Annotated in this window: 20 protein-coding genes; 5 read left to right on the top strand and 15 right to left on the bottom strand. The window is 50.6% G+C overall.

Annotated features, from left to right (window positions below; translation table 11 throughout):
- Positions 1 to 4: 4 nt before the first annotated feature.
- On the bottom strand, positions 5 to 1,276 hold the full coding sequence (locus tag ACFSUC_RS01685; RefSeq protein WP_379927670.1) for a lactate racemase domain-containing protein: 1,272 nt from the start codon (positions 1,274 to 1,276) through the stop codon (positions 5 to 7).
- Positions 1,277 to 1,639: 363 nt separating this feature from the next.
- Here ACFSUC_RS01685 and ACFSUC_RS01690 point away from each other — a divergent pair, with 363 nt between their 5' ends.
- A complete protein-coding gene (locus tag ACFSUC_RS01690) occupies positions 1,640 to 3,175 on the top strand; it encodes a sulfatase family protein (protein WP_379927671.1) in 1,536 nt (511 codons plus the stop codon).
- A gap of 177 nt (positions 3,176 to 3,352) precedes the next feature.
- On the opposite strand, the gene ACFSUC_RS01695 is transcribed toward ACFSUC_RS01690, so the two are convergent.
- The 8 genes from ACFSUC_RS01695 to ACFSUC_RS01730 all read right to left on the bottom strand — a co-directional run bounded on the left by ACFSUC_RS01695 (position 3,353) and on the right by ACFSUC_RS01730 (position 10,699).
- Positions 3,353 to 4,357 carry a formylglycine-generating enzyme family protein gene (locus ACFSUC_RS01695; protein WP_379927672.1) on the bottom strand — a complete coding sequence of 335 codons (1,005 nt, stop codon included), beginning with the start codon at positions 4,355 to 4,357 and terminating at the stop codon, positions 3,353 to 3,355.
- Between the two features lie 69 nt (positions 4,358 to 4,426).
- Positions 4,427 to 4,966, bottom strand: a complete 540-nt coding sequence (locus ACFSUC_RS01700) for a chromate transporter (protein WP_379927673.1) — start codon at positions 4,964 to 4,966, stop codon at positions 4,427 to 4,429.
- A gap of 18 nt (positions 4,967 to 4,984) precedes the next feature.
- Positions 4,985 to 5,620: a chromate transporter gene (locus tag ACFSUC_RS01705; RefSeq protein ID WP_379927674.1), complete on the bottom strand. Its 636-nt coding sequence runs from the start codon at positions 5,618 to 5,620 to the stop codon at positions 4,985 to 4,987.
- 190 nt (positions 5,621 to 5,810) lie between these two features.
- Positions 5,811 to 7,049, bottom strand: a complete 1,239-nt coding sequence (locus ACFSUC_RS01710; RefSeq protein ID WP_379927675.1) for an anaerobic sulfatase maturase — start codon at positions 7,047 to 7,049, stop codon at positions 5,811 to 5,813.
- Positions 7,050 to 7,135: 86 nt separating this feature from the next.
- Positions 7,136 to 7,984, bottom strand: a complete 849-nt coding sequence (locus tag ACFSUC_RS01715; protein ID WP_379927676.1) for an AraC family transcriptional regulator — start codon at positions 7,982 to 7,984, stop codon at positions 7,136 to 7,138.
- Between the two features lie 54 nt (positions 7,985 to 8,038).
- On the bottom strand, positions 8,039 to 8,716 hold the full coding sequence (modB, locus tag ACFSUC_RS01720) for a molybdate ABC transporter permease subunit (RefSeq protein ID WP_379927677.1): 678 nt from the start codon (positions 8,714 to 8,716) through the stop codon (positions 8,039 to 8,041).
- Entirely contained in the window at positions 8,713 to 9,588 is an 876-nt protein-coding gene (modA, locus tag ACFSUC_RS01725; protein ID WP_379927679.1) for a molybdate ABC transporter substrate-binding protein, read from the bottom strand. The genes modB and modA overlap by 4 nt, the downstream gene beginning before the upstream one ends.
- 46 nt (positions 9,589 to 9,634) lie before the next feature.
- Positions 9,635 to 10,699 (bottom strand): ThiF family adenylyltransferase, encoded by a 1,065-nt coding sequence (locus ACFSUC_RS01730; protein WP_379927681.1) that lies wholly within the window; start codon positions 10,697 to 10,699, stop codon positions 9,635 to 9,637.
- 693 nt (positions 10,700 to 11,392) lie between these two features.
- Between ACFSUC_RS01730 and ACFSUC_RS01735 the strand changes: the two genes are divergently transcribed.
- Positions 11,393 to 11,905 carry a MogA/MoaB family molybdenum cofactor biosynthesis protein gene (locus tag ACFSUC_RS01735; protein WP_379927683.1) on the top strand — a complete coding sequence of 171 codons (513 nt, stop codon included), beginning with the start codon at positions 11,393 to 11,395 and terminating at the stop codon, positions 11,903 to 11,905.
- Positions 11,906 to 11,933: 28 nt separating this feature from the next.
- Here the strand turns inward: ACFSUC_RS01735 and ACFSUC_RS01740 are convergent, their stop codons facing one another.
- From ACFSUC_RS01740 to ACFSUC_RS01755, 4 genes are read right to left on the bottom strand one after another with little or no spacing between them, the layout of a single operon-like run.
- Complete coding sequence (locus ACFSUC_RS01740; protein WP_379927685.1) at positions 11,934 to 13,262, bottom strand: molybdopterin molybdotransferase MoeA; 1,329 nt, start codon at positions 13,260 to 13,262, stop codon at positions 11,934 to 11,936.
- Positions 13,259 to 13,759 carry a cyclic pyranopterin monophosphate synthase MoaC gene (gene moaC, locus ACFSUC_RS01745; protein ID WP_379927687.1) on the bottom strand — a complete coding sequence of 167 codons (501 nt, stop codon included), beginning with the start codon at positions 13,757 to 13,759 and terminating at the stop codon, positions 13,259 to 13,261. Before moaC ends, ACFSUC_RS01740 begins: the two co-directional genes overlap by 4 nt.
- Positions 13,760 to 13,763: 4 nt before the next feature.
- Complete coding sequence (locus tag ACFSUC_RS01750) at positions 13,764 to 14,003, bottom strand: MoaD/ThiS family protein (protein ID WP_379927689.1); 240 nt, start codon at positions 14,001 to 14,003, stop codon at positions 13,764 to 13,766.
- Positions 13,997 to 14,491 (bottom strand): molybdenum cofactor biosynthesis protein MoaE, encoded by a 495-nt coding sequence (locus ACFSUC_RS01755; protein ID WP_379927691.1) that lies wholly within the window; start codon positions 14,489 to 14,491, stop codon positions 13,997 to 13,999. Before ACFSUC_RS01755 ends, ACFSUC_RS01750 begins: the two co-directional genes overlap by 7 nt.
- Before the next feature lie 174 nt (positions 14,492 to 14,665).
- On the opposite strand from ACFSUC_RS01755, the gene mobB reads away from it, so the two are divergent.
- Together mobB and moaA are read left to right on the top strand one after the other, a co-directional pair.
- The gene (mobB, locus tag ACFSUC_RS01760) at positions 14,666 to 15,271 is read left to right on the top strand and encodes a molybdopterin-guanine dinucleotide biosynthesis protein B (RefSeq protein WP_379927693.1); all 606 of its coding nucleotides are present in this window, start codon (positions 14,666 to 14,668) and stop codon (positions 15,269 to 15,271) included.
- A 69-nt stretch (positions 15,272 to 15,340) separates the two neighbouring features.
- Complete coding sequence (gene moaA, locus ACFSUC_RS01765) at positions 15,341 to 16,381, top strand: GTP 3',8-cyclase MoaA (RefSeq protein ID WP_379927695.1); 1,041 nt, start codon at positions 15,341 to 15,343, stop codon at positions 16,379 to 16,381.
- Positions 16,382 to 16,385: 4 nt separating this feature from the next.
- On the opposite strand, the gene ACFSUC_RS01770 is transcribed toward moaA, so the two are convergent.
- Positions 16,386 to 16,577, bottom strand: coding sequence for a DUF5071 domain-containing protein (locus tag ACFSUC_RS01770; RefSeq protein WP_379927958.1), 192 nt, complete (start codon positions 16,575 to 16,577; stop codon positions 16,386 to 16,388).
- A 686-nt stretch (positions 16,578 to 17,263) separates the two neighbouring features.
- Here ACFSUC_RS01770 and ACFSUC_RS01775 point away from each other — a divergent pair.
- Positions 17,264 to 18,163: a copper amine oxidase N-terminal domain-containing protein gene (locus ACFSUC_RS01775; protein WP_379927697.1), complete on the top strand. Its 900-nt coding sequence runs from the start codon at positions 17,264 to 17,266 to the stop codon at positions 18,161 to 18,163.
- Between the two features lie 184 nt (positions 18,164 to 18,347).
- On the opposite strand, the gene ACFSUC_RS01780 is transcribed toward ACFSUC_RS01775, so the two are convergent.
- Positions 18,348 to 19,703, bottom strand: coding sequence for a dicarboxylate/amino acid:cation symporter (locus ACFSUC_RS01780; protein ID WP_379927699.1), 1,356 nt, complete (start codon positions 19,701 to 19,703; stop codon positions 18,348 to 18,350).
- Positions 19,704 to 19,735 lie beyond the last annotated feature (32 nt).

Raw genomic sequence — 19,735 nt, forward strand, 5'->3', positions numbered from 1 at the left:
TCCTTCATTTTGTCAAATACCCACTTTCATCAAATTCCAGCTCGTAGCTGTCAGATATGATTTCAATCTCTGGGTGCTGCCTGGCTTCCTCCAGCAGCGTGGTAGAAATCTCGATCTCGCCCAGATGGAGCGTATCTCGGATACGTGCCAGCCGGCAGGTTGTATAGTCCAGAATATTGCAGGTCTTGACCGCAGCTTTTATGGCATCTCTGTCGCTCGGGAGGGTGGTGGCAATCTTCGTTGGTGCACAGACCGTCGAGGTCAGTCCGTTCGCATAGGTCACAGGCCAATTGGCCTGATCGACAAGGCGCTGGGTTGTGAAATCAGCCGTCCCTACCCCGTTGGCATTTCCTTTCGTCTCCGGTGTCAAGTCCAGGACGACCATTTTGTTCACCTCTGGCCCTCCGTGCGCATACGGAGTCGGATACCTGCCCGTCACATTCGGGTCCATGCCGTCGCCGCTGATGTTCTTGCCGATATAATCGATCACCAGCACATCCAGTTGCTTAAACAAGAGCTTCGGCAGCCGTCGCTTGGCTTCTTCAAGCAGTTCCGGCTCTTTGTGTTCAATCTCCTGAGCACCCAGCACTTCAATGCGGCAGGTTTCATCGTAAGCATTCTCTACAACGGCCACTCCGAACACGATCGGCAGCGCCTGCAGCATGAGTTTGGCCATGGCTGGCACATTCTCCGCCATATATTTAAATCCAAGCTGATGACAAGCTTCGGCTCCCTTCTGTTTGCCGAGGCCAATGGCAATCATTTTCATGATCCCGCTTTCAATTGGACCGCGAAAGGCAGTATGCGGTTTTACCCGATTGAGGACCACAATGGCATCCGCTTTGGAAGCGATCTGATCCACATAGACTGGGAGACCATTATCGAGTTGGCCCAGCTTGACGACTTCCATGGAAGAAAGAATGGGGGCACCTGTGGAAGCTTCGGTGATGCCCAGATGAGCCAACACCTCTATCTGTCCATCTGCCGTAGCCCCGCCGTGACTGCCCATGCAAGGCACAATAAACGGCTCCGCACCCTGGTTTTTCAATGCATCAATCAAGGTTTTCGTCATCGAAACCAGATTGGCAATCCCTCTGCTTCCAACTGCAACCGCGACTTTCTGACCGGACTTTATCTCCTGCAGGGAAGCGCTGGATGCCAGCTTGTCCGCTAGCTCCCGGGCGGGATCATTCAGTTTGGTCTGATCAAATCGTTGTCTGATCCTCACCATACGGGGTACCGGAATCGGCTCCAGCAGCTCACTCAATATATTCATGTGTGCGATCTCCTCTCTCATTCCATCCATGGTATCTTCCATACACGGTGTCAAAGGTTCACCATGTCTATTGTCCTTCATACGTGCCATTCCCATCCCGGACAGGATTGAGGTGGGAAAGGAAACCAAGTCGATTACCTCTATGCTATCAAAAAAAGAAACAGAAATCTTGCTCCCCGTTTCTGAATTGAATCTCATATTTAACTCTCATTGGTGTTTCCCTTTCTACTCCCTGCACGTAATCGATAAAGAACTCCTCTTTTTCTCACCTGACAAAATGACAAACAATTTAAACAGGAAGCCATTCTCAATTAAACCGGTCCTGCCTACAATTAAATCATAGCAGACAGGAGGGCGCAGCAAATGAAAAAACCGAACATATTGCTTATTACAAGTGATCAGCAGCACTGGAATACCCTTGGCGCATTTCAGGAAGAAATCCATACCCCCCATCTGGATCGGCTCGTCAGTGAAGGAACCACCTTCACACGTGCCTACTGCCCGAACCCGACCTGCACGCCAAGCCGGGCCAGCATCATCACCGGCATGTACCCGAGTCAGCACGGAGCATGGACGCTCGGAACTAAGCTGCTCGAAGATCGACATACCGTCGGCGAGGACTTCAGCCGCGCAGGCTACCAGACCGCTCTGATCGGGAAAGCGCACTTTCAGCCGCTTCGATCCACGGAAGCCTATCCGTCGATGGAAGCCTATCCCGTCTTGCAGGACTTGGAGAAATGGAAGCATTTCCAGGGACCCTTCTACGGTTTTGATCATGTCGAACTCGCTCGCAACCATACCAATGAAGCGCATGTCGGACAACATTATGCGCTATGGATGGAAGAAAAGGGATGCCTGAACTGGCGAGACTATTTTCTTCCGCCTACCGGAACCATGGACAAAAGCCAAACCTATACATGGCCCATACCGGAAAAATACCATTACAATACGTGGATTGCAGAACGGACGAACGCCTTGCTGGACCAATACGCACAAAATGAAGAGCCGTTTTTTCTCTGGTCCAGCTTCTTCGATCCCCATCCCGAATATCTCGTCCCGGAGCCATGGGATACGATGTATGATCCAGACAAACTGGACATCCCCTCTCTCGTGCCCGGAGAGCATGAACAGAATCCTCCGCATTTTGGCATGACGCAGGAAGATGACCCTGATTTTTCTCATTTACTGGAGAGCGGTTATGGCATCCACGGTTACCGGTCCCATCACGAATATGAATACGGTGACAAGTTCAGGTTGACCGATGAAGACCGCAAGAAGCTCGTTGCCACTTATTACGGCATGATCAGCATGATGGACAAATATATCGGTCACATCCTGGACAAGCTGGATGAGCTGGGTCTTGCTGACAATACGATTGTCGTGTTCACTTCCGATCATGGACATATCTTCGGACAGCATGGTCTGCAAGCCAAGGGCGGCTTTCATTATGAAGACTTGATCAGGCTGCCATTTATCGTCCGCTATCCTGGACACGTCCCAGCAGGTCAGACATCCGACGCCATCCAGTCTCTGGTTGATCTGGCGCCGACCTTTCTGTCCCTGTGTGATTTGCCTGTGCCTCATGCCATGACCGGTGTCAATCAAAAGGACGTCTGGCTTGGCAAACAGAATCAGGCGCGGGATCATGCCATCTGTGAATTCAGACACGAAGCCACGACCATCCACCAGAAAACCTATGTCAACACGCGTTACAAAATAACCGTGTACTACAATCAAACGTATGGAGAAATCTTCGACTTGCAGGAAGACCCGCACGAGCTTCACAACCTGTGGGACGATCCTGCCCATGCCGGATTGAAGAGCGAGCTTCTGCTCCGCTATGCATGGGCTGAACTTGGCAAGGAATCGATGCCTATGCCTCGGATCTGGCACGCCTGAATGTGTCTTCCTATGCTGTTTGCAAGATTTGTCCCACAATCAACCCGGTCACAGACCACAAAAAAACGAGTATACGAGCTTGCTATAGCTCTATACTCGTTCTTTTTATTCACTTCATTTGCATCCCCATTGGCATTTTAACCTCGTGATTGGTTGTGTCGTGATGTCTGCAACCTCTTAGTCTGCAAGCTCGTAATCTGCCGCCACGCGGAATCCGCAATTGCTGGTTGAGCTGTCAGGGGTATTGGAACTTCTCGCCGCCACCCGATACCGATTGCAGTACGATCGGTGACAGAGAAAGGAACCGCCGCGCATGGATCGTCTTCCTGAAGGCTGATCCGCGAAGGGATTCTCGCCTGCCGTGTCGGTATGATAACGCGGGGTAAACCAGTCCGCACACCATTCCCATACATTTCCAGCCATGTTGTACAGCCCGTATCCGTTCGGCTCGTACGCATCGACTGGTGCCGTTCCGACATATCCGTCACTGGCATGATTGACCGTCGGGAACTTTCCTTGCCAGATATTGCAGCGATGGTGCTTGTCCGGCTTCAGCAGATCCCCCCAGGGGTAAGTCTTCTGCTCCAGTCCCCCACGGGCCGCATACTCCCATTCGGCTTCAGTCGGCAATCGTGTACCCGACCATGCACAGAAGGCGGCTGCATCGTTCCACGAAATATGAACAACGGGATGATCCATCCGATCTTGAATGGTGGAGCCTGCTCCTTCCGGCTGGTGCCAGCATGCGCCTGTTACATTCAGCCACCACGGCACATCCTGTGGAACTTGCTCGACAGCAGCCTTTACTTCATCAGACGCCAGCAGATGAAATACGAATGACCAGCCAAACTGCTCGGCTTCAGTCACATAGCCTGTCTCCTCGACAAAAGCTTGAAATTGCTTATTGGTGACGGCATGAGGAAAAATGGAAAACCCCTTTAACCTTACGGTTCTGATTGGGCCTTCTCCGTCCGCAGGAAAACCGTCCCTGCTCTCGGTACCCATTTTAAAGGTACCGCCTTCCAGTTGCACCAGCTGTTGCTTGATCTGTTCGGCTGCCGATGAAGAAGCCGTCGAGCCAGCCTGTGCCGAACCATTCGACAAGGAAACAGATTGCGGCTTGGTCTCGCCCCTGCTCGCCGCGCAACAGGCTTTCGGCTTGGATGCTCGCTGCTCTGTCATGATGGGTCCCCTTTCTAGTTGAAATTGGATGTCATGCTGTCCCTGCGATCTCTGGTATCCCTGACTGGCCTAGCCATACACCGTCACGCCGACCAGACCGGACATCACAATGACATAAACCGGGTGAATACGATAACGAAGCAGCGCCAGCAAGGAGAGCCCGAAAATCAAGATCAGGCTGAACGTATGCCAGGAGATGGAGGAAACCAGTCCGTTATTCACCGCAAACAAAATCGCAGCATAGACGATTAGGCCAGTAATGATGGAGCGCAGTCCGTAGAACGCGGATTTAACCATCATGCTTTTCTGAATTTTATAGAAAATGGCGCCGATTGCCAAAATGATCATTAGGGAAGGCAAGATCATGCCAAGTGCAGACAGCACCGCCCCTGTCAGTCCCATCTGATTATATCCGATAAATATGGCGGTATTCGTGGCGATTGGACCCGGAGACATACCCGCTACCGCGATCACATCCGTAAATTCCTGGGCTGTCATCCATCCGTGATTATGGACGATCTCTTCCTGGATGAGCGGGATCATCGCATACCCGCCTCCGAACGAAACAAAACCGATCATGAAAAAGGTTATAAACAAATCCCACAGCATTTCTCTCCACCCCCTCGCTTAAATTCCGTCCCCGATGTAATAGTCTGAATACTTGAAAGGAGCGTTGTCCTCCTGCTCCAGATCAACCTTCATCCCGAGCTTCTGCTTCAGCGCGATAATGCCAATACCGGTCAAGCCTCCTCCGATAATAAGCAATACAGGATGAATATGAACAAAATACATGATCCCAACGGTCAATCCGATCAACGCAACCGTGGTTTTATCGACAGCTGCCGTTTTCCCGATCTTGATGGCAGCATAAGTGATAAGTGCAACAATGGTCGCGCGTATGGCAACAAAGGCAGCTTCTACTTTCGGGTGATCCTGCACCTGTAAAAAGAACAGGCTCAGCAACACGACGATAAAAAAGGTTGGCAGCATGACCCCGATCATGGCTGCGATCGCCCCGGATACCCCTGCCAGCCGATAACCGATAAACGTGGCGGAATTGATGGCGATTGCACCCGGAACCGATTCGGCCACAGCAAATATGTCTGTAATATCCTTGGTTTTCACCCATCCCCGTCTTTCTACTACTTCCTTCTCAATGAGCGGAATCATCGCATACCCGCCGCCGAAAGTGACAGGACCAATTTTCAGAAAGGTCATGAAGATCTGTGACAGCAGTGTCAATTTGCCTGGATTCGAGTTCATTCTGATCACATCGTTTCTGTGCTAGTTTCCTTTATTATACGTTACTTTCATTCAAAATGAAATAATCTTATTGGATTTTGTGAAATTTTTTTTGATTTATTTGATTTCAAGTCATATCTTGCAAGTCTTAATCTCAAAATAAATAAAAGTGACGAAGCCGATCGACTTACTTGGTTTTTGGATGGGTTTGCTACGATTGTCCACAGCATTTCTTGTACTTCAAACCGCTTCCACAGAAACAGGCTTCGTTGCGGCTTGGCAGCGCATGGCCCGCCTTTTGCCACTGTTGCTTCCAGTCAGTGCGAATCCGCGTTGCGACAACTTCCAACGGGGCCTGGCTATGGGCGTAGAGCTGACGGTAACTCGCACAAAAATAGTCTGGAACCTGTGGTTTTTCCGCCATCCAGTTCCGATTTCTCGGACATCCGCCATGGCATTGGGACAGGTACTCACAGTTCATACAGGCATCAGGAAGCCTGGATTTCAAAGAGAGGAACTCTGCATATGGTGTGCTGTCCAGCAACGCAGTCAATGCATCGGTCTTCAGGTTGCCCAGCCTGTTCCCCTCATCCATGAAAAAATCACAGGGAAATACATCTCCATTGCTCTCAATGACCAGAGACAACGGACAACGGGCGCGATGTGTACAAAGCTCCGCAGGATGATTCAGCGTCTGGGACAACAGGTTGTCAAATTGTCGGACAGAACGCTGCGGCCTTCCATTTTGAAGCCATCGATCAAAAGTGCGACACAGAAAATCGCCATACTGCTGTGGACTGATCAGATAATCTCCGGCTTTCTCTGTTTCCTGTGCCTTGAAATTCATGGCCGGGATGAACTGCACATAATCAAGCCCTTCCCTTTCATAAAAATCCATCAGTTCATCAGCCTTGTCCACATTGTCTTCATGAATAACCGTCAGGACATTGAAATCCACCTGATGCCTGCGCAGCACTTCCAACCCTTTCATCACAGCGTCATAGCTGCCAGCACCCGAACCAAACGGACGGCGTTTGTTGTGGATCATCCGACTTCCATCCAGACTTACACCGACCAGAAAGCGATAGTGCTTGAAAAATTGCGCCCATTCATCGGTGATCAGGGTACCGTTCGTTTGGATCGCATTATTAAGGGTTGTATGCGGCGGCGCATAGGTCATCTGCAAATCCACCACTCGCTTGAAGAAATCTAGCCCGGCCAGCATCGGTTCACCGCCCTGCCACGCAAAAGAAGCCACTCCTGATGTGAGCGGCATATATTGCTGCATAAATGATTCCAGTATAGATTCCTGTATTCGTACCTTTTCCATATCCAATCCGTTACAGCCATCAAAATAACAATAGTCACAGGCTAAATTGCAAGAATTGGAGACCGTTTTCCACATGACACTCAGACCCGGATAGCGAGTCCCCTTCCTTTCATTGTTCATGGCTTGTCATCCCCTCTCATTTCTTTCAAGGTAGATGATTTTTACGATTCTGCATGTGAGGAAGGTCACGCTACAAATCAAGGTGTTTATTCCGGTTGTTTCCGATAAGCTTGCGGAGTTTGGCCGGACAGGCTTTTGAATACACGGCTGAAATGGGCGGGATGCTTGAAGCCCACTTCATAGCTGATTTGCGTAATGCTCAACTCGGGGTTCAGATGCAGCAATATCTTCGCCTGATTCACACGGCGCTGATACAGGTATTCGAAGATGGTGAGGCTGGTCGTTTCCTTGAATCGCTTGGACAGGTAATATTTGTTGACATGCAAAGCCTGCGCCAGATCATCGAGATGAATATCTTCCCGGTACATCTCTTCCACATAGGAAATGATCGCCTGTACCTGCTTGAGCCCAACCGAGGAATATCGGCTTTCATCGCCCTGCTCATGACCGTCGCTGAAGCGGTAGATCAGCGTGAGCAGCTCAAAAAACGCCAGATGAAATCGCTGACGTGATACCGCATCTTGCTGGCTGTTGCATGCATTCATTTTTTCGAGCAAGGGGAGTAATTCGCTCTGCTGCTCTGAGGTTAATCGGAAACGGGCATTCCGATGCTGCTTGAAGGGCATCAGCACATCGAGGGAAAAAGGAGCTCGAATCGCGTCTTCCACATAAGTGGAATTAAAATGGATGACAGAACGGACATACGGCTGATCCGGGTCAATGTTCGCACAATGAAGCGTCAGGCCATGCATGATAATCAGGTCGCCTTCCTTTAGTTCGTACAGCTGATCCCCAATTAAATAACTGCACTGCCCCCGGTGGAAATAGTAGATTTCATAATTCGGATGGGAATGGAGCTGAGTCGGGTGGGGCTGATCGTCCATATACTTCATAAAAATATTCGTCGTGTCAATGCCAGGTTCCCAAAGGGTCACGTGTTGCACCGTCCTTTACACTCAGTCGTTGCAACTGTATTCCCTGCACAGCCTTTATTCTCCTGCATGCTCCGGATATTTGCCTCCCTGCATCCAGGCAATCACCAGCAGGGACAGGAGAATCGACACCAACGTCCACGACCAGGCCAGTGTCATCTGTCCTGTCTCAGCCGCCGAATAGATGGCAAGCGGAATCGTCTGTGTTTTGCCAGGGATGTTGCCGGCGACCATCCAGGTTGCCCCGAACTCTCCGAGCCCCCGTGCCAGTCCCAGCAAATATGCGGTACGACAAGCCTTCCCCATCATCGGCAGCATGATATACCGCAAACATTGCCACTCGCTCGCGCCCATGGATCTGGCTGCTTCTTTCACATCCGTGCTGACAGCGGAGAAGCCAATCTTCAAGGTCTGGTAGACAAGTGGAAAAGCCGTTACAATCGCCGCGATGACCGCCGCCCACCAGGTAAAAACAAGTGTACCGCCGAACAGCGATTGCAGCAGATGACCTGCAGGCCCTTGCGTTCCGATCCCGTACAGCAGCAGGAGACCGATCACGGAGGGCGGCAGCACCAGCGGCAGCATGAACAGCGTTTCCCTGATCATCACTGCTCGCCTCGATCTCACCTGCGGACGATCCTGACGCCAGGCGGCATACAGGCCGAATATAAACACGAGCACACTGGCCACACCCACCACTTTTACGGAAATGAATAAGGGAGACAATCCGCTCATCCTTCCTCACCCCCGTCTAACCTCGCTTGCCCTGATAAACGGTTCGCATCTGTACCTGTGTCCACGGCGTTAAAGCCATACCTGCGAAAATGCTGTTGCCCCGCTTCGCTGGTCAAATACATCAAAAAACGAATGGCCTCACGCGGATGACGACTGTCCCGAGTCACGGCACCGGCATAATGGATAGACGCATACAACGACGGTGAGAGGTGACATACCACCCGAACATGTTCAGAGCGCATGGCATCAGTCGCATAAACGATGGCGGCATCTACCTGTTCGGTTTCTGCATAGGTCAGCGCCTGGTGGACACTTTTTGTCCAAACTGCTTGGGGTGCAAGCTTCTCCCATACCGCTTTTAACGGTTCGCTTTGCCGAATATAATCCCTTGCCGGAACGCCTGGCTGTCCAACGGCAATTGTATCCAGATTAATGTGCAGCAAATCCGGCCAATCCATCTGTTGCACGGGGGATGCCTTTGGTACGACAACGACCAGTGAATTGGCGATAAACAGACGGTGCGAAGACTCATCAAGTTCACCATGGGCCATCAGCTCATCCACTTGATAACGCGAGGCAGAGAGCAGCAGATCAACCGGAGCGCCATGCCGAATTTGCTCGGCTAACCCTCCCGAACCGCCAAATTGGAAGTGAAGCTTCACACCCGGATGCTTTTCTTCATAGGCCTGCCCCGCTTCTGTCAGGACTCCAGCCAGACTGGATGCAGCCGAAATGGTCAGCTCCACAGAGGAAGAGGAGCGGGATGCACCTGCCTGCAACAGCCAGCCGATTGCCATGACCGCCACAACCACAACGCAGACCGTCAGCCCTCTACCAACTGGAAACTTCTGTACATCACGCAGTCGGCTCATCTCCAACTCCCCTTTCGAATTTATTTTTGATTCGCAACGTTCAGCCTTACCCGGTGCTTTCACTTCGCCCGGCATGCTGCCCCACATACCTCAGATACAACTGTCTGGCCTCTTCCAAATCTGATAGTCCATCCATAAATACTCGGCCATCGAAAAAAAACGTGAGTTGGACCGTCATGCTACCGGGCCTGAAGCGCAACCGATAACGGTTCAGCTCAATTACTCCCTTGGATGCAAGCTGTTCTGCCAGCTCCTGCAAATTCAGGGTCAACGGACGTAATGAAGTGATCTGCACCTTTCCTTGCTTGCATAGCAGCCTGACATCCAACTCCGGGACAGCCAATCCTCCCCGATGTATCAGTTCCGCCTCCATCTCCACCTTCTCGTGATCGCGCTGCGCACATTTGCACACCATCCGCTGCTCCTTCCCGTCCTGACGCAAATCAATGCGATAGCGAAAATCCTCCCACATGGAAAAATAATGCGCATAAGGCGTAACAGCATCCGTCGCCCCCGTCAGCAGCTTGATCGCCTCCATCGCCTGATACGAAGAAGTTACGGCTACGGCAGGACTCAGCACACCCTGTGTCCTGCAAGCATGAGATTCCCAGCCATGAGAGGCAAACAGACAGCGAAAGCAGATCGTCCGGGAAGGTTGAAACACTGCATACATGCCTTCATCTCTGACCACTCCCCCATAAATCCACGGAATGTCCAGCTTCAAGCTGACATCATTTAGCAGCAACCGTGTATCCATTCGATCAGAGCCATCAAGTATCAGGTCTATATCCGCCAGCAGTTCTCTCGCATTCCACGCATGCAATTCCGTAAAGATGGCAGACAACTCCACTTGGCTGTTGATGCAGGAAAGCTTGTCGGCTGCTGCGATCACCTTGGGCTTGCACACAGCCGCATCGGCCTCATCATAAAGCAATTGTCGCTGTAAATTGCTCAGCTCTACGGTATCGCCATCAATGAGACGGACATAGCCGACTCCGCTGCGAACCAGATGCTGGGCAAGCATGCATCCCAGTGCACCCATGCCTACGATCGCAATTCGGCTCGAGCAGAGCTTCTCCTGACCGTCCTGTCCGATATTCCTTACTCGCATTTGTCTGTCATACCGCCTGGTGTCTATTTCGCTGTAACCATGTTTCTGATGGTTCCCTTCCTTGCATTGGCTTTGTTGGCTTTGTTGGCTTTGTTGGCTTTGTTGGCTTTGTTGGTTTTGTTGGTTTTGTTGGTTTTGTTGGTTTTGTTGGTTGACTTTGTTCACTTGCTTGACTTGATTTGGTTGATTCTGATGGCTCACTTGTTTCTTTTGAAACTTTTTACTCTTTTGACCCACTTGGCTCTCTTGTTTTTCTAGCGTCCCCAGTCTCCCTTCTCTACTCTGCATCTCCTGCTTTTCCCACATTTCCACCCCACCTTCCCCTTGTCTCGCCTGCAACCTTTGCTTCCCTTTATCCCGCCTATCCCTTTTTTCGCGAATCGATCGCCTCCGTGTCTGCGACCTGCTGATCTTCTCTGCCAAATTCACAGATTTTGAGAATCTCCGCATTACTGCTCCAGATTTCAACGTGTCCAGTTTTAGTATGTGATTTCAGGACTACTCGACTTCAGATTGCCAGGTTCACACTTTTCAAATGGATGAGATCTTGAGAAATCGATCTACACGAACCTGAACGTCTTTGGTTATGTTAGTTTTTCTTACATATCAATAAAATGTATGCTACAATGACCCTGGAACCGAATAGAGAAGGGTTGCCTTTTGAACCCAAATGGAAAAGAGGAGGGTATACCTATGTCGATCGAGAAGCATCGCAGCCAAGCACCTCGTTTCACCGACTGTAGCATTTTGACCATTTCCGACAGCCGTACGAAGGAAGATGACAAGAGCGGCGCCTGGCTCCAGCAGGCTCTTCTTTCAGCCGGGCATCAAATCATTCACTATCGCCTGATCCCCGATGATATCGCACAAATTCGATTCGAAATCGATCGTATCGCGTCAGACAGAAAGACGAGAGTGCTGCTGCTCAATGGAGGAACTGGCATTGCACGGCGGGACTGCACCTATGAAGCCGTTAACGGGATGTTGGAAAAGCAGATGCCCGGGTTTGGCGAACTGTTTCGCTATTTGAGCTTTACCGAAGAAATCGGAAGCGCCGCGATTTTGTCCAGAGCCACTGCCGGTATCTATCAACAGATGGCCATATTCTCCATGCCCGGCTCCACGAAAGCTGTTCAGCTCGCGATGACAAGACTGATTTTGCCTGAAATTGGACACCTTATTGGCGAACTGGATAAAGAGGGCTAAATCCTTCACAATGTCCAGGCCTTGGCGTTTACATCCATAGAACCGTCATCTCGTCCCCTGCTTCAGGAGGTTCTTCGGAAGGAGGAACGATCATCAGCGCATTTGCTTGGGCCAGAGCCGCCACCATGCCGGGATGATCCACAGGAAGGGGTTCTACTGTCCAGCCCTCCTGCTCTTGATGCACGATGGCACGCATATACCGGGTATAGGCATTGCCGCTGCTCAAACTGCACCGAAGCCTGGCCACCGTTTGTGGCAAATGAAGGTCTGACAACCCCAACTGATGGCGAAGCAGCGGTCGCACAAACAATTGAAATCCTACATAACAGGAAGCGGGGTTACCCGACAAACCAAATATCCATTTCCCCTCGCTGTCTCCCTTGCCGCATGCTACGGTGGTCACACTCCCCGGTCTCATCGCTACTTTGTTAAACAGGATGTCGGTATCGAGATACTTCAAGAGCGAAGGCAAAAAATCATAGTCACCGACAGAAGCACCACCGGACATAAGCAGAATGTCCACCTCGCTCCATGCCTGCTCAACTTCCGTCACGCATCGATCCCACTGATCCGGCAATGACGAATAACGATGCGGAAAGATCGCTTGTTCCTGAACCAGACTATCCAGCATCCAGCTGTTGCTGTCCCGAATGCGGCCCGCCTGTAAGGGCTGGTTCACCTCCAGCAGTTCACTGCCCATCGCCATGATACCCACCACAGGCGGACGATACACGCATACTTGTTGATAGCCAAAAGCAGCCAATGCCGCCACCGTTCCGCTGGTAATGACGGTTCCTGGCTCCGCTATGCACGACCCGACAGATGTGAAGGAACCTCTGCCAGCCACATGTTTCCCCGCTTTGTAGGGAGATCGGATAACCAGCGTTCTGGCTGTCAGTTCGTGCGGTTTATCTTCTTGCCTGTCGTCCTGCCGAGCAACCTGATCCCCGCTATCCTCCTGCGTGCAGATCTCCGCTTCTTCAAACGGGATCACCGCATCCGATCCTTCAGGCAGCATCGCCCCTGTCATAATCCGTACCGCTTCACCTTTTTGCAACGATGCAGGCCAACACGCTCCAGCGGGCAAGGTACCGACAATCTGACACGTTACCGGCTGATGATGGGCTGCCAGTTCAGTATCTTGGGAACGTATGGCATATCCATCCATTACCGCCCGATCAAAGGGAGGGTCATCGTGCTCGGCTACCAACGGCTCAGCCAAGACATAGCCGTAAGCATCAGACAGAGACACCTGAACCGTATCCGGTCTTGACCAGCGGGAAACGATTCGCCTGCCTGCCTCTTCCACTGCAATCGGAATCCTCACCTCACGTACAGACAGATTGAGATCCGTCACCGTCCTTCACCCTCTTCCTGATCGGGGGTGCGTGTGATCGTGCCCGAAGACCCTCCCCGCTTCTCCTGCAAGCAGGTAGGTCCGATCGTCATAAAGGGATCGCTTGCTTTGCTCATATCATAAATGGTGAGAGCAGCGGCACTCACTGCCGTCAATGCTTCCATCTCAACACCGGTTTCTCCTTTCGTCTTGACCGTAGCTTGAATAGAAATGACGCCCTCTGACGGAAACTGGAACGTCAAATCCACTCCAGTCAGCAGCAGGGGGTGACACATCGGAATCCAGCTGGACGTTTGTTTGGCTGCCATAATGCCTGCAACCTGAGCAACCGCCAGCACATCCCCTTTTTCCATCCGATGATCCTGGATCGCCTGCCACGTATGAACGTTCATGGCCACTTGTGAGCTGGCCGTCGCCTGTCGCATGCTCACGGACTTAGCTGAAACGTCGACCATTCTCCCGCGTCCCTGCTCATTAAAGTGAGTCAGTTTTGCCATCCGATCAACCTCCATTCACGGGAGGCAGGATCGCCAGTACATCACCATGCCCTACCTCATCGTCTTGATCCACAACCCGTTCATTTTTTGCAAACAAACAAGTTCCTATCTCATCCCTGATTTGCGGAAACCGCATGACTAGCTGCTCCACCACCTGCCCTACCGTCCCCTGCCCCAGCTCCGGGCACCATTCTCTCCGACCCGTTTTCTCGGCAATCGCTGCAAACAACAAGACCTTCACCATCTTCCTTCCCCCGTTTCTGTATGTTCGGGCCGAGCGGTCAAGCCTTCATGCGCACAGCATGACGTGACCCAGAAGGTGCCATCAGGCGCATATTCCTGTTTCCATATAGGCAGCCTCGACTTAACTTGCTCAATCGCATATTGTGAGGCTTCATAGGCTTCTCGGCGGTGGGGACAGGAAACGGCAATGAGCACAGCGATCTCTCCAATCTTCAGCATGCCGGTACGATGATGAATGGCTACCTCAGAGCCCGGCCATTTACACTGGATTTCCTCCCCAATCTCACGCATGATACGCAGAGCCATGGATGGATAGGCTTCATAACGCAGTTGAAGGGTCTCTCGTCCATGTGTAAACTGTCTGACCGTCCCCAGGAATAACAATGCGGCTCCGGCAGATGCATGCATCACCGTCTTCATTACAGCCTCCACGTTCAACTCTTCTTCCGTCAAACAAAAAAATTCAAGCGTTTCACATGCCTGTTCCATTTCCTCACTCCTTCCTGCACCTAATAGGTTGAATACAATAGATAGAATACAGTAATTCCAATGAAAATGTGTTAGTTATATTGACATTATATAGCGACAGGGATTGATATTCAATAACTATGTAAGGTATACTATCATATAAATAACACAAAGAACGTGAAAGGAGGGGTAGGCATGGAATTGCAATTGGTGGGTTTCTCAAACAGCGGAAAAACAACGCTGATTCAATATTTGACTCGCGAGTTAACCAAGCAGGGGTACCGCATCGGGGTAATCAAGCATCATCATCTCCCCGTTCCGCTGGACACCCCCGGCAAGGACTCAACCACGTTTCTGGCAGCAGGAGCAAAAGCAACCGCCTTGCTCTCTCCCCTGGAAATGAAGGTGCAGGTCGCAAGACCTTATTCCCTCAGAGAAATGATTGCCAATATGTATGGCGTATACGGCGCGCTGGATCTCCTGTTCATAGAGGGCTTCAAAACCGAATCATTGCCCAAACTGCTGCTCGTGCGAACAAAAGAGGAATACCAGCAATTGAAGACGTGTTTGAACATACAGGGAGTCGCTGTATGGCCTACTTTCAAATGCGAAGCTCACCTGCTGGAAGGACGGCCTTTATTTTCTGTTCAGCAGCCGGAAGACCTGTTGATTTGGGTGCAGCAGCGATTGCATCAAGAACAGTCCAGCAGACTCCCGACATCCACAAAACCGCATGATGCAAGGGACCGCACACCCCCAATCCCGTTGTTCAAGTCCTCCGAAAGCCCTGTCGAGGGCTGAATGCAAGAGAGGTTACTTCTGAGACCAAGCGGTTCATCTGAAATAAAGTCTGTGAATGGAGGAATGAGAATGACGAGCCTGTACGAACAAGCTCTTAACCTGAATCCGTCTTCAAAACTCGTTGATGCCTACGGACGTGCACATGATTATTTGCGTATTTCAGTGACAGATCAGTGCAACCTGAAATGTGTCTACTGCATGCCGGAGGAAGGCATGACCTTTGAACCCGCTTCTCATTTACTCACCCCGCAGGAACTTACTGTAATCGTTGAGACCGCTGCGAAGCTGGGCATTCGCAAGCTGCGTCTTACCGGAGGAGAACCGACCGTACGCAAGGATCTGATCGACATCATCGAGCGTCTGTCCCGGATTCCACACATCGAGGATATTGCACTGACGACCAACGGCTTGCACCTTGCTCGTAAAGCGCGGGCACTGAAGGAAGCTGGCATCACCCGTCTCAATATCAGCCTCGATTCGCTGGTTCCGGAACGGTATCATGCCATCACTCGCGGTGGCCATTTGAAACAGGTGTTCAAAGGCCTGGAGGCTGCCTTTGAAGCTGGCTTTTCTCCGATCAAACTCAACGTGGTCGTGTTGAAAGGGGTAAATGACGATGAAATCCTGTCCTTTGTATCGTTAACGAAGCAATATGCGATTCAGGTTCGTTTTATTGAGTACATGCCTATCGGCCACGCCGATGAACAGTGGCGCTCTCAATATGTATCCATCGATTCCATTCATGCCTTATGTGAACAGAATGGTATGGTTCTCGTGCCAGCTGAACATGTTTACGGGAATGGCCCCTCTGAAAACTGGAAGCTCGAGGGGGCACCAGGTACAGTCGGTCTCATCCATCCCTTAAGCCGTCATTTTTGCGACAGCTGCAATCGTCTTCGTCTCACCGCTGACGGACAGTTAAAGTCCTGTCTCTACTGGGAGGAAGAGATTGCGCTCAAGCCGGTCTTGCATGATGAGCAGGCTCTCATCGATCAATTCCACAAGGCGATCAATGGCAAGCCGCAAAATCACGAAATGGCCGAAGCACTTCTGAAGCAATCCCTCTCCCGCACCCCCACGGCCAGAAGAATGTCGCAAATTGGCGGATAGCGTGTTATGGACGCATCGTTCTCAGCAAATCTGCAGCGGTCTCATCAACCTCAGAATGGAGCTCGTCCTCAGTTGGATCATGTTGGATGCGAAGCAATTCTTCCCTCAACGCTTCTTTTACATCGGGAGGGAGATTGCTGACTATGCCTAGAAGCAAAAAGTATTTCCACTCGCCATCATCTCCCCTTGTTTCAATTTTTCAACATGCTCTTCATCATGCTTATCCCGAGGGAGGTATCGAGAAACATCACGTATTTTCATGGGACTAACCTCCATCACCGAAGATTGTATTTTCCTATACTTTGACCCTTCATCTTGCCTTTTCATTTACATGCTCACTCTTTTTTACGATCATGAACGTTCTGCCTTCCTCTAGCAGATGACCATCATGCAAAATCATCCCTTCCATTGACTCCGAATCTACATCCTTCTGCGATTCCTAGGCCACACGCACATAACGCTCCACCTGCTGTTCCTCGATATCATGACTCGCCATCATGACTCGCAAAAAATGCCCGAATCTCCTCTTCAACCCGGTACACATTCCTTGCAAATAACAGCCTTAACGCAATACGGTGTGATCGGCTTGCGGATCATGCCGCGCCAGTTCCATAGCCGCATGATGAACTCGCCGAATATGATCCTCATTATGCATGACATCTTTCTTGCCATATCATTGCCGAACAAACTTCAGCAACTCCTCCTCCACAGTCCCCGTCGTTTCCATCACATCATCACTCCTTCAATGAATCCTTCAATGTCTATCTAGATTATTTTGCCACGCATCATATCCTGTGTGATTCCAAATTTAAAGCGTTTCACTCGTGAAAGAAATGGTTAATCCATGATTAACTACAGAACAAGCATGAAAGGGTGTCGATGATGAAAAAAGCCATCAAACTAAAAAAAATCAATCCACTCACTACCATTTTCCTCACGTTTGTCTTCCTGATCCTGCTCACCGGACTGCTGGCAAGCCAGGCTGGTGCTTTCACACCCGTTACCCTGTTTATTAACGGTGATCAGGAGCAATACGCCCCAGCGCCTTACATCGAAGACAATCGCGTAGTCGTTCCACTTCGTGATTTGCTTGAAGATTTAGGCGCTACCGTCACGTGGAAAGGAGAGACCAGTCAAATCCTCATTCAGGATGAAGAGCACGAAGCCATCCTCACCATGAACAGCAAGAAAGCAATCGCCAACGGAAATCCCATCACACTGGATATTCTCCCCTTTATGGTAGACAACCGCGTATTTGTTCCACTTCGCTTTGTCAGTGAATCCCTCGGCGCAGAGGTATCCTGGAATGCTCAAACCCGTGAAATTCGCGTCAATCATGAGTTAAAAACGTCCACAGATTTTTCAGCAGACTTTCTTCCAATGGCTGCCGAAGGCACACTGATGGGATGTGATTACAAACTCTCCAATGAAATCAATGCCCAAACCATCCTGACGGATCTGGGAGAACCAGCCGGAGAAGGGGCCATGGAAGGCTCATACTACCTGCAATACGATAACTGCATGTTCCATTTCGACTATGCGGACTACATAGAAAAGGGACCTGCTGCAGCCCAGTTGCTCGCCATTGATTATTATCCGGCTGAACCGATCTCGACCCCTGCCAACGCTAAAAAAGTGCTTGGCCAACCCCAATTTGAGGAAATGAGTGAATTGGACAATCAATGGATCATGCACTACTTGGTAGATGATTATCACATCTATTTATACGCAAATTCTGAGACGTCCACCATCACCAAAATGCGTTTGAAATTCAGCCAATAATCCGTGAATTCTCGTAAATGTGCATAAGCGTACACATGAAACCGCATGAACGCAAAGAACCTTCCAAACACTGTCCAGGACAGAAGGAAGGTTCTTTGCGTATGACTAGGTCAACCAGCATCATCTCTGGCTGAACTTTTTTTAAAAGTTGTTTTTTACTGTTTGATCATCACAATGTGGATAGTTACGCCGGGTTCATTTCGAGCTGATCTTCTTCATCCCGATTGAAGGCTTCCCGGTCAAACTCACCCTCTGATTCCGCAACCAGCAACGCACTGACTGTCGTTCCTGTCGCATTGACGGCAGTTCTACCCATATCTACTATCGCATCAATCGCCAGCACCAGACCCAGGCCTTCCAGCGGCAAGCCAAGTGCAGTCAGGACAACGGTCGTGGAAATCGAAGCAGGACCAGGCACACCTGCGACCCCGATGGAGGAAATCATGCTGACCAGTACAATCAGGACGTATTCCGACAGCCCAAGATCAATGTTGTAGACACCAGCGACGAAGATCCCTACAATCGCCGGCCAAATGCCGCCGCAGCCGTTCATGTTCATCGTAGCGCCAAGCGGGGCCACGAAGCTGGCAATCTTGTCCGATACCCGGATTCGTTTCGTAATAACCTCCAGATTGACAGGCAAAGTTGCGTAACTGCTGCGTGTCGTAAAGGCAACGGCAATGGTCGGGTATGCTTTACGGAAAAACTTGATCGGATTGACTTTGGCAACAAAAGCAACCAGGCCGCCGAAGGTCAAAATAAAATGCAAGCCGAGCGCCACGTAAGTCGCAACAATCACTTTCATCAGCGGGGTAAGCGTATCAATCCCGTAGCGCGCCGCCATGGACGCGATCAGCGCGAATACCCCGTATGGAGTCAGACGAATCACGTATTTGGTTACCTGGTTCATCACTTCTGCAAACGAAGCAACGAAAGCTTTCACAGGCTCCACCGCTTCCGGCTTTTTCGATCCGACGTGAACAATCGCCACGGCAACAAAGATGGCGAAAATCAGCACAGGCACTACTTTACCTGCTGCCATATCCGCAATCGGATTCGAAGGCACCAGATCCAGAATAACTTGCGAGAAGGTTGGTACTTCCCTTGCTGTGAACCCTTCCGGCACGGATTGGGTAATGCCGGAGCCCGGATTAAATACCAGGGCAACCAGAAGCCCGATGGTCGCCGCGATTCCGGTCGTAATCAGGAAGATGGAGATCGTCTTAATCCCAATCTTGCGCAGATGACCGAGATTGGAAATGGACGTAATACTCTTGATGACCAGCACCGCTACAAGCGGCATCACGAGCATCTTGATCAGATTCACATAAATGGTTCCGATCGTCTGGACACTCGTAGCATCCTGATCGAATATATTCAGCGAAAAGCCGGCAATCAGTCCTAGTCCCAGCGCGATCAGGACTCGAGTTCCGAACTTCACTCTCTTTTTCGCCAGCACATATAGCGCGGCAATCATAATCACCGATACGAGCAAGCTAACCCAGTTGGTCTGGATGGCCTGTATCAAATTGTTTTCCAATGCAATCAGCTCCTTGTATTCCTACCTTTTTA

The organism is Marinicrinis sediminis, from assembly GCF_042685085.1.
Taxonomy (GTDB): domain Bacteria; phylum Bacillota; class Bacilli; order Paenibacillales; family KCTC-33676; genus Marinicrinis; species Marinicrinis sediminis.

Excerpts from the sequence above, each read along its gene's own strand:
- ACFSUC_RS01685 (WP_379927670.1), bottom strand. The coding sequence starts at position 1,276 with ATGAATATATTGAGTGAGCTGCTGGAGCCGATTCCGGTACCCCGTATG.
- ACFSUC_RS01690 (WP_379927671.1), top strand. The coding sequence starts at position 1,640 with ATGAAAAAACCGAACATATTGCTTATTACAAGTGATCAGCAGCACTGG.
- ACFSUC_RS01695 (WP_379927672.1), bottom strand. The coding sequence starts at position 4,357 with ATGACAGAGCAGCGAGCATCCAAGCCGAAAGCCTGTTGCGCGGCGAGC.
- ACFSUC_RS01700 (WP_379927673.1), bottom strand. The coding sequence starts at position 4,966 with ATGCTGTGGGATTTGTTTATAACCTTTTTCATGATCGGTTTTGTTTCG.
- ACFSUC_RS01705 (WP_379927674.1), bottom strand. The coding sequence starts at position 5,620 with ATGAACTCGAATCCAGGCAAATTGACACTGCTGTCACAGATCTTCATG.
- ACFSUC_RS01710 (WP_379927675.1), bottom strand. The coding sequence starts at position 7,049 with ATGAACAATGAAAGGAAGGGGACTCGCTATCCGGGTCTGAGTGTCATG.
- modB (WP_379927677.1), bottom strand. The coding sequence starts at position 8,716 with ATGAGCGGATTGTCTCCCTTATTCATTTCCGTAAAAGTGGTGGGTGTG.
- modA (WP_379927679.1), bottom strand. The coding sequence starts at position 9,588 with ATGAGCCGACTGCGTGATGTACAGAAGTTTCCAGTTGGTAGAGGGCTG.
- ACFSUC_RS01730 (WP_379927681.1), bottom strand. The coding sequence starts at position 10,699 with ATGCGAGTAAGGAATATCGGACAGGACGGTCAGGAGAAGCTCTGCTCG.
- ACFSUC_RS01735 (WP_379927683.1), top strand. The coding sequence starts at position 11,393 with ATGTCGATCGAGAAGCATCGCAGCCAAGCACCTCGTTTCACCGACTGT.
- moaC (WP_379927687.1), bottom strand. The coding sequence starts at position 13,759 with ATGGCAAAACTGACTCACTTTAATGAGCAGGGACGCGGGAGAATGGTC.
- ACFSUC_RS01750 (WP_379927689.1), bottom strand. The coding sequence starts at position 14,003 with ATGGTGAAGGTCTTGTTGTTTGCAGCGATTGCCGAGAAAACGGGTCGG.
- ACFSUC_RS01755 (WP_379927691.1), bottom strand. The coding sequence starts at position 14,491 with ATGGAACAGGCATGTGAAACGCTTGAATTTTTTTGTTTGACGGAAGAA.
- mobB (WP_379927693.1), top strand. The coding sequence starts at position 14,666 with ATGGAATTGCAATTGGTGGGTTTCTCAAACAGCGGAAAAACAACGCTG.
- moaA (WP_379927695.1), top strand. The coding sequence starts at position 15,341 with ATGACGAGCCTGTACGAACAAGCTCTTAACCTGAATCCGTCTTCAAAA.
- ACFSUC_RS01775 (WP_379927697.1), top strand. The coding sequence starts at position 17,264 with ATGAAAAAAGCCATCAAACTAAAAAAAATCAATCCACTCACTACCATT.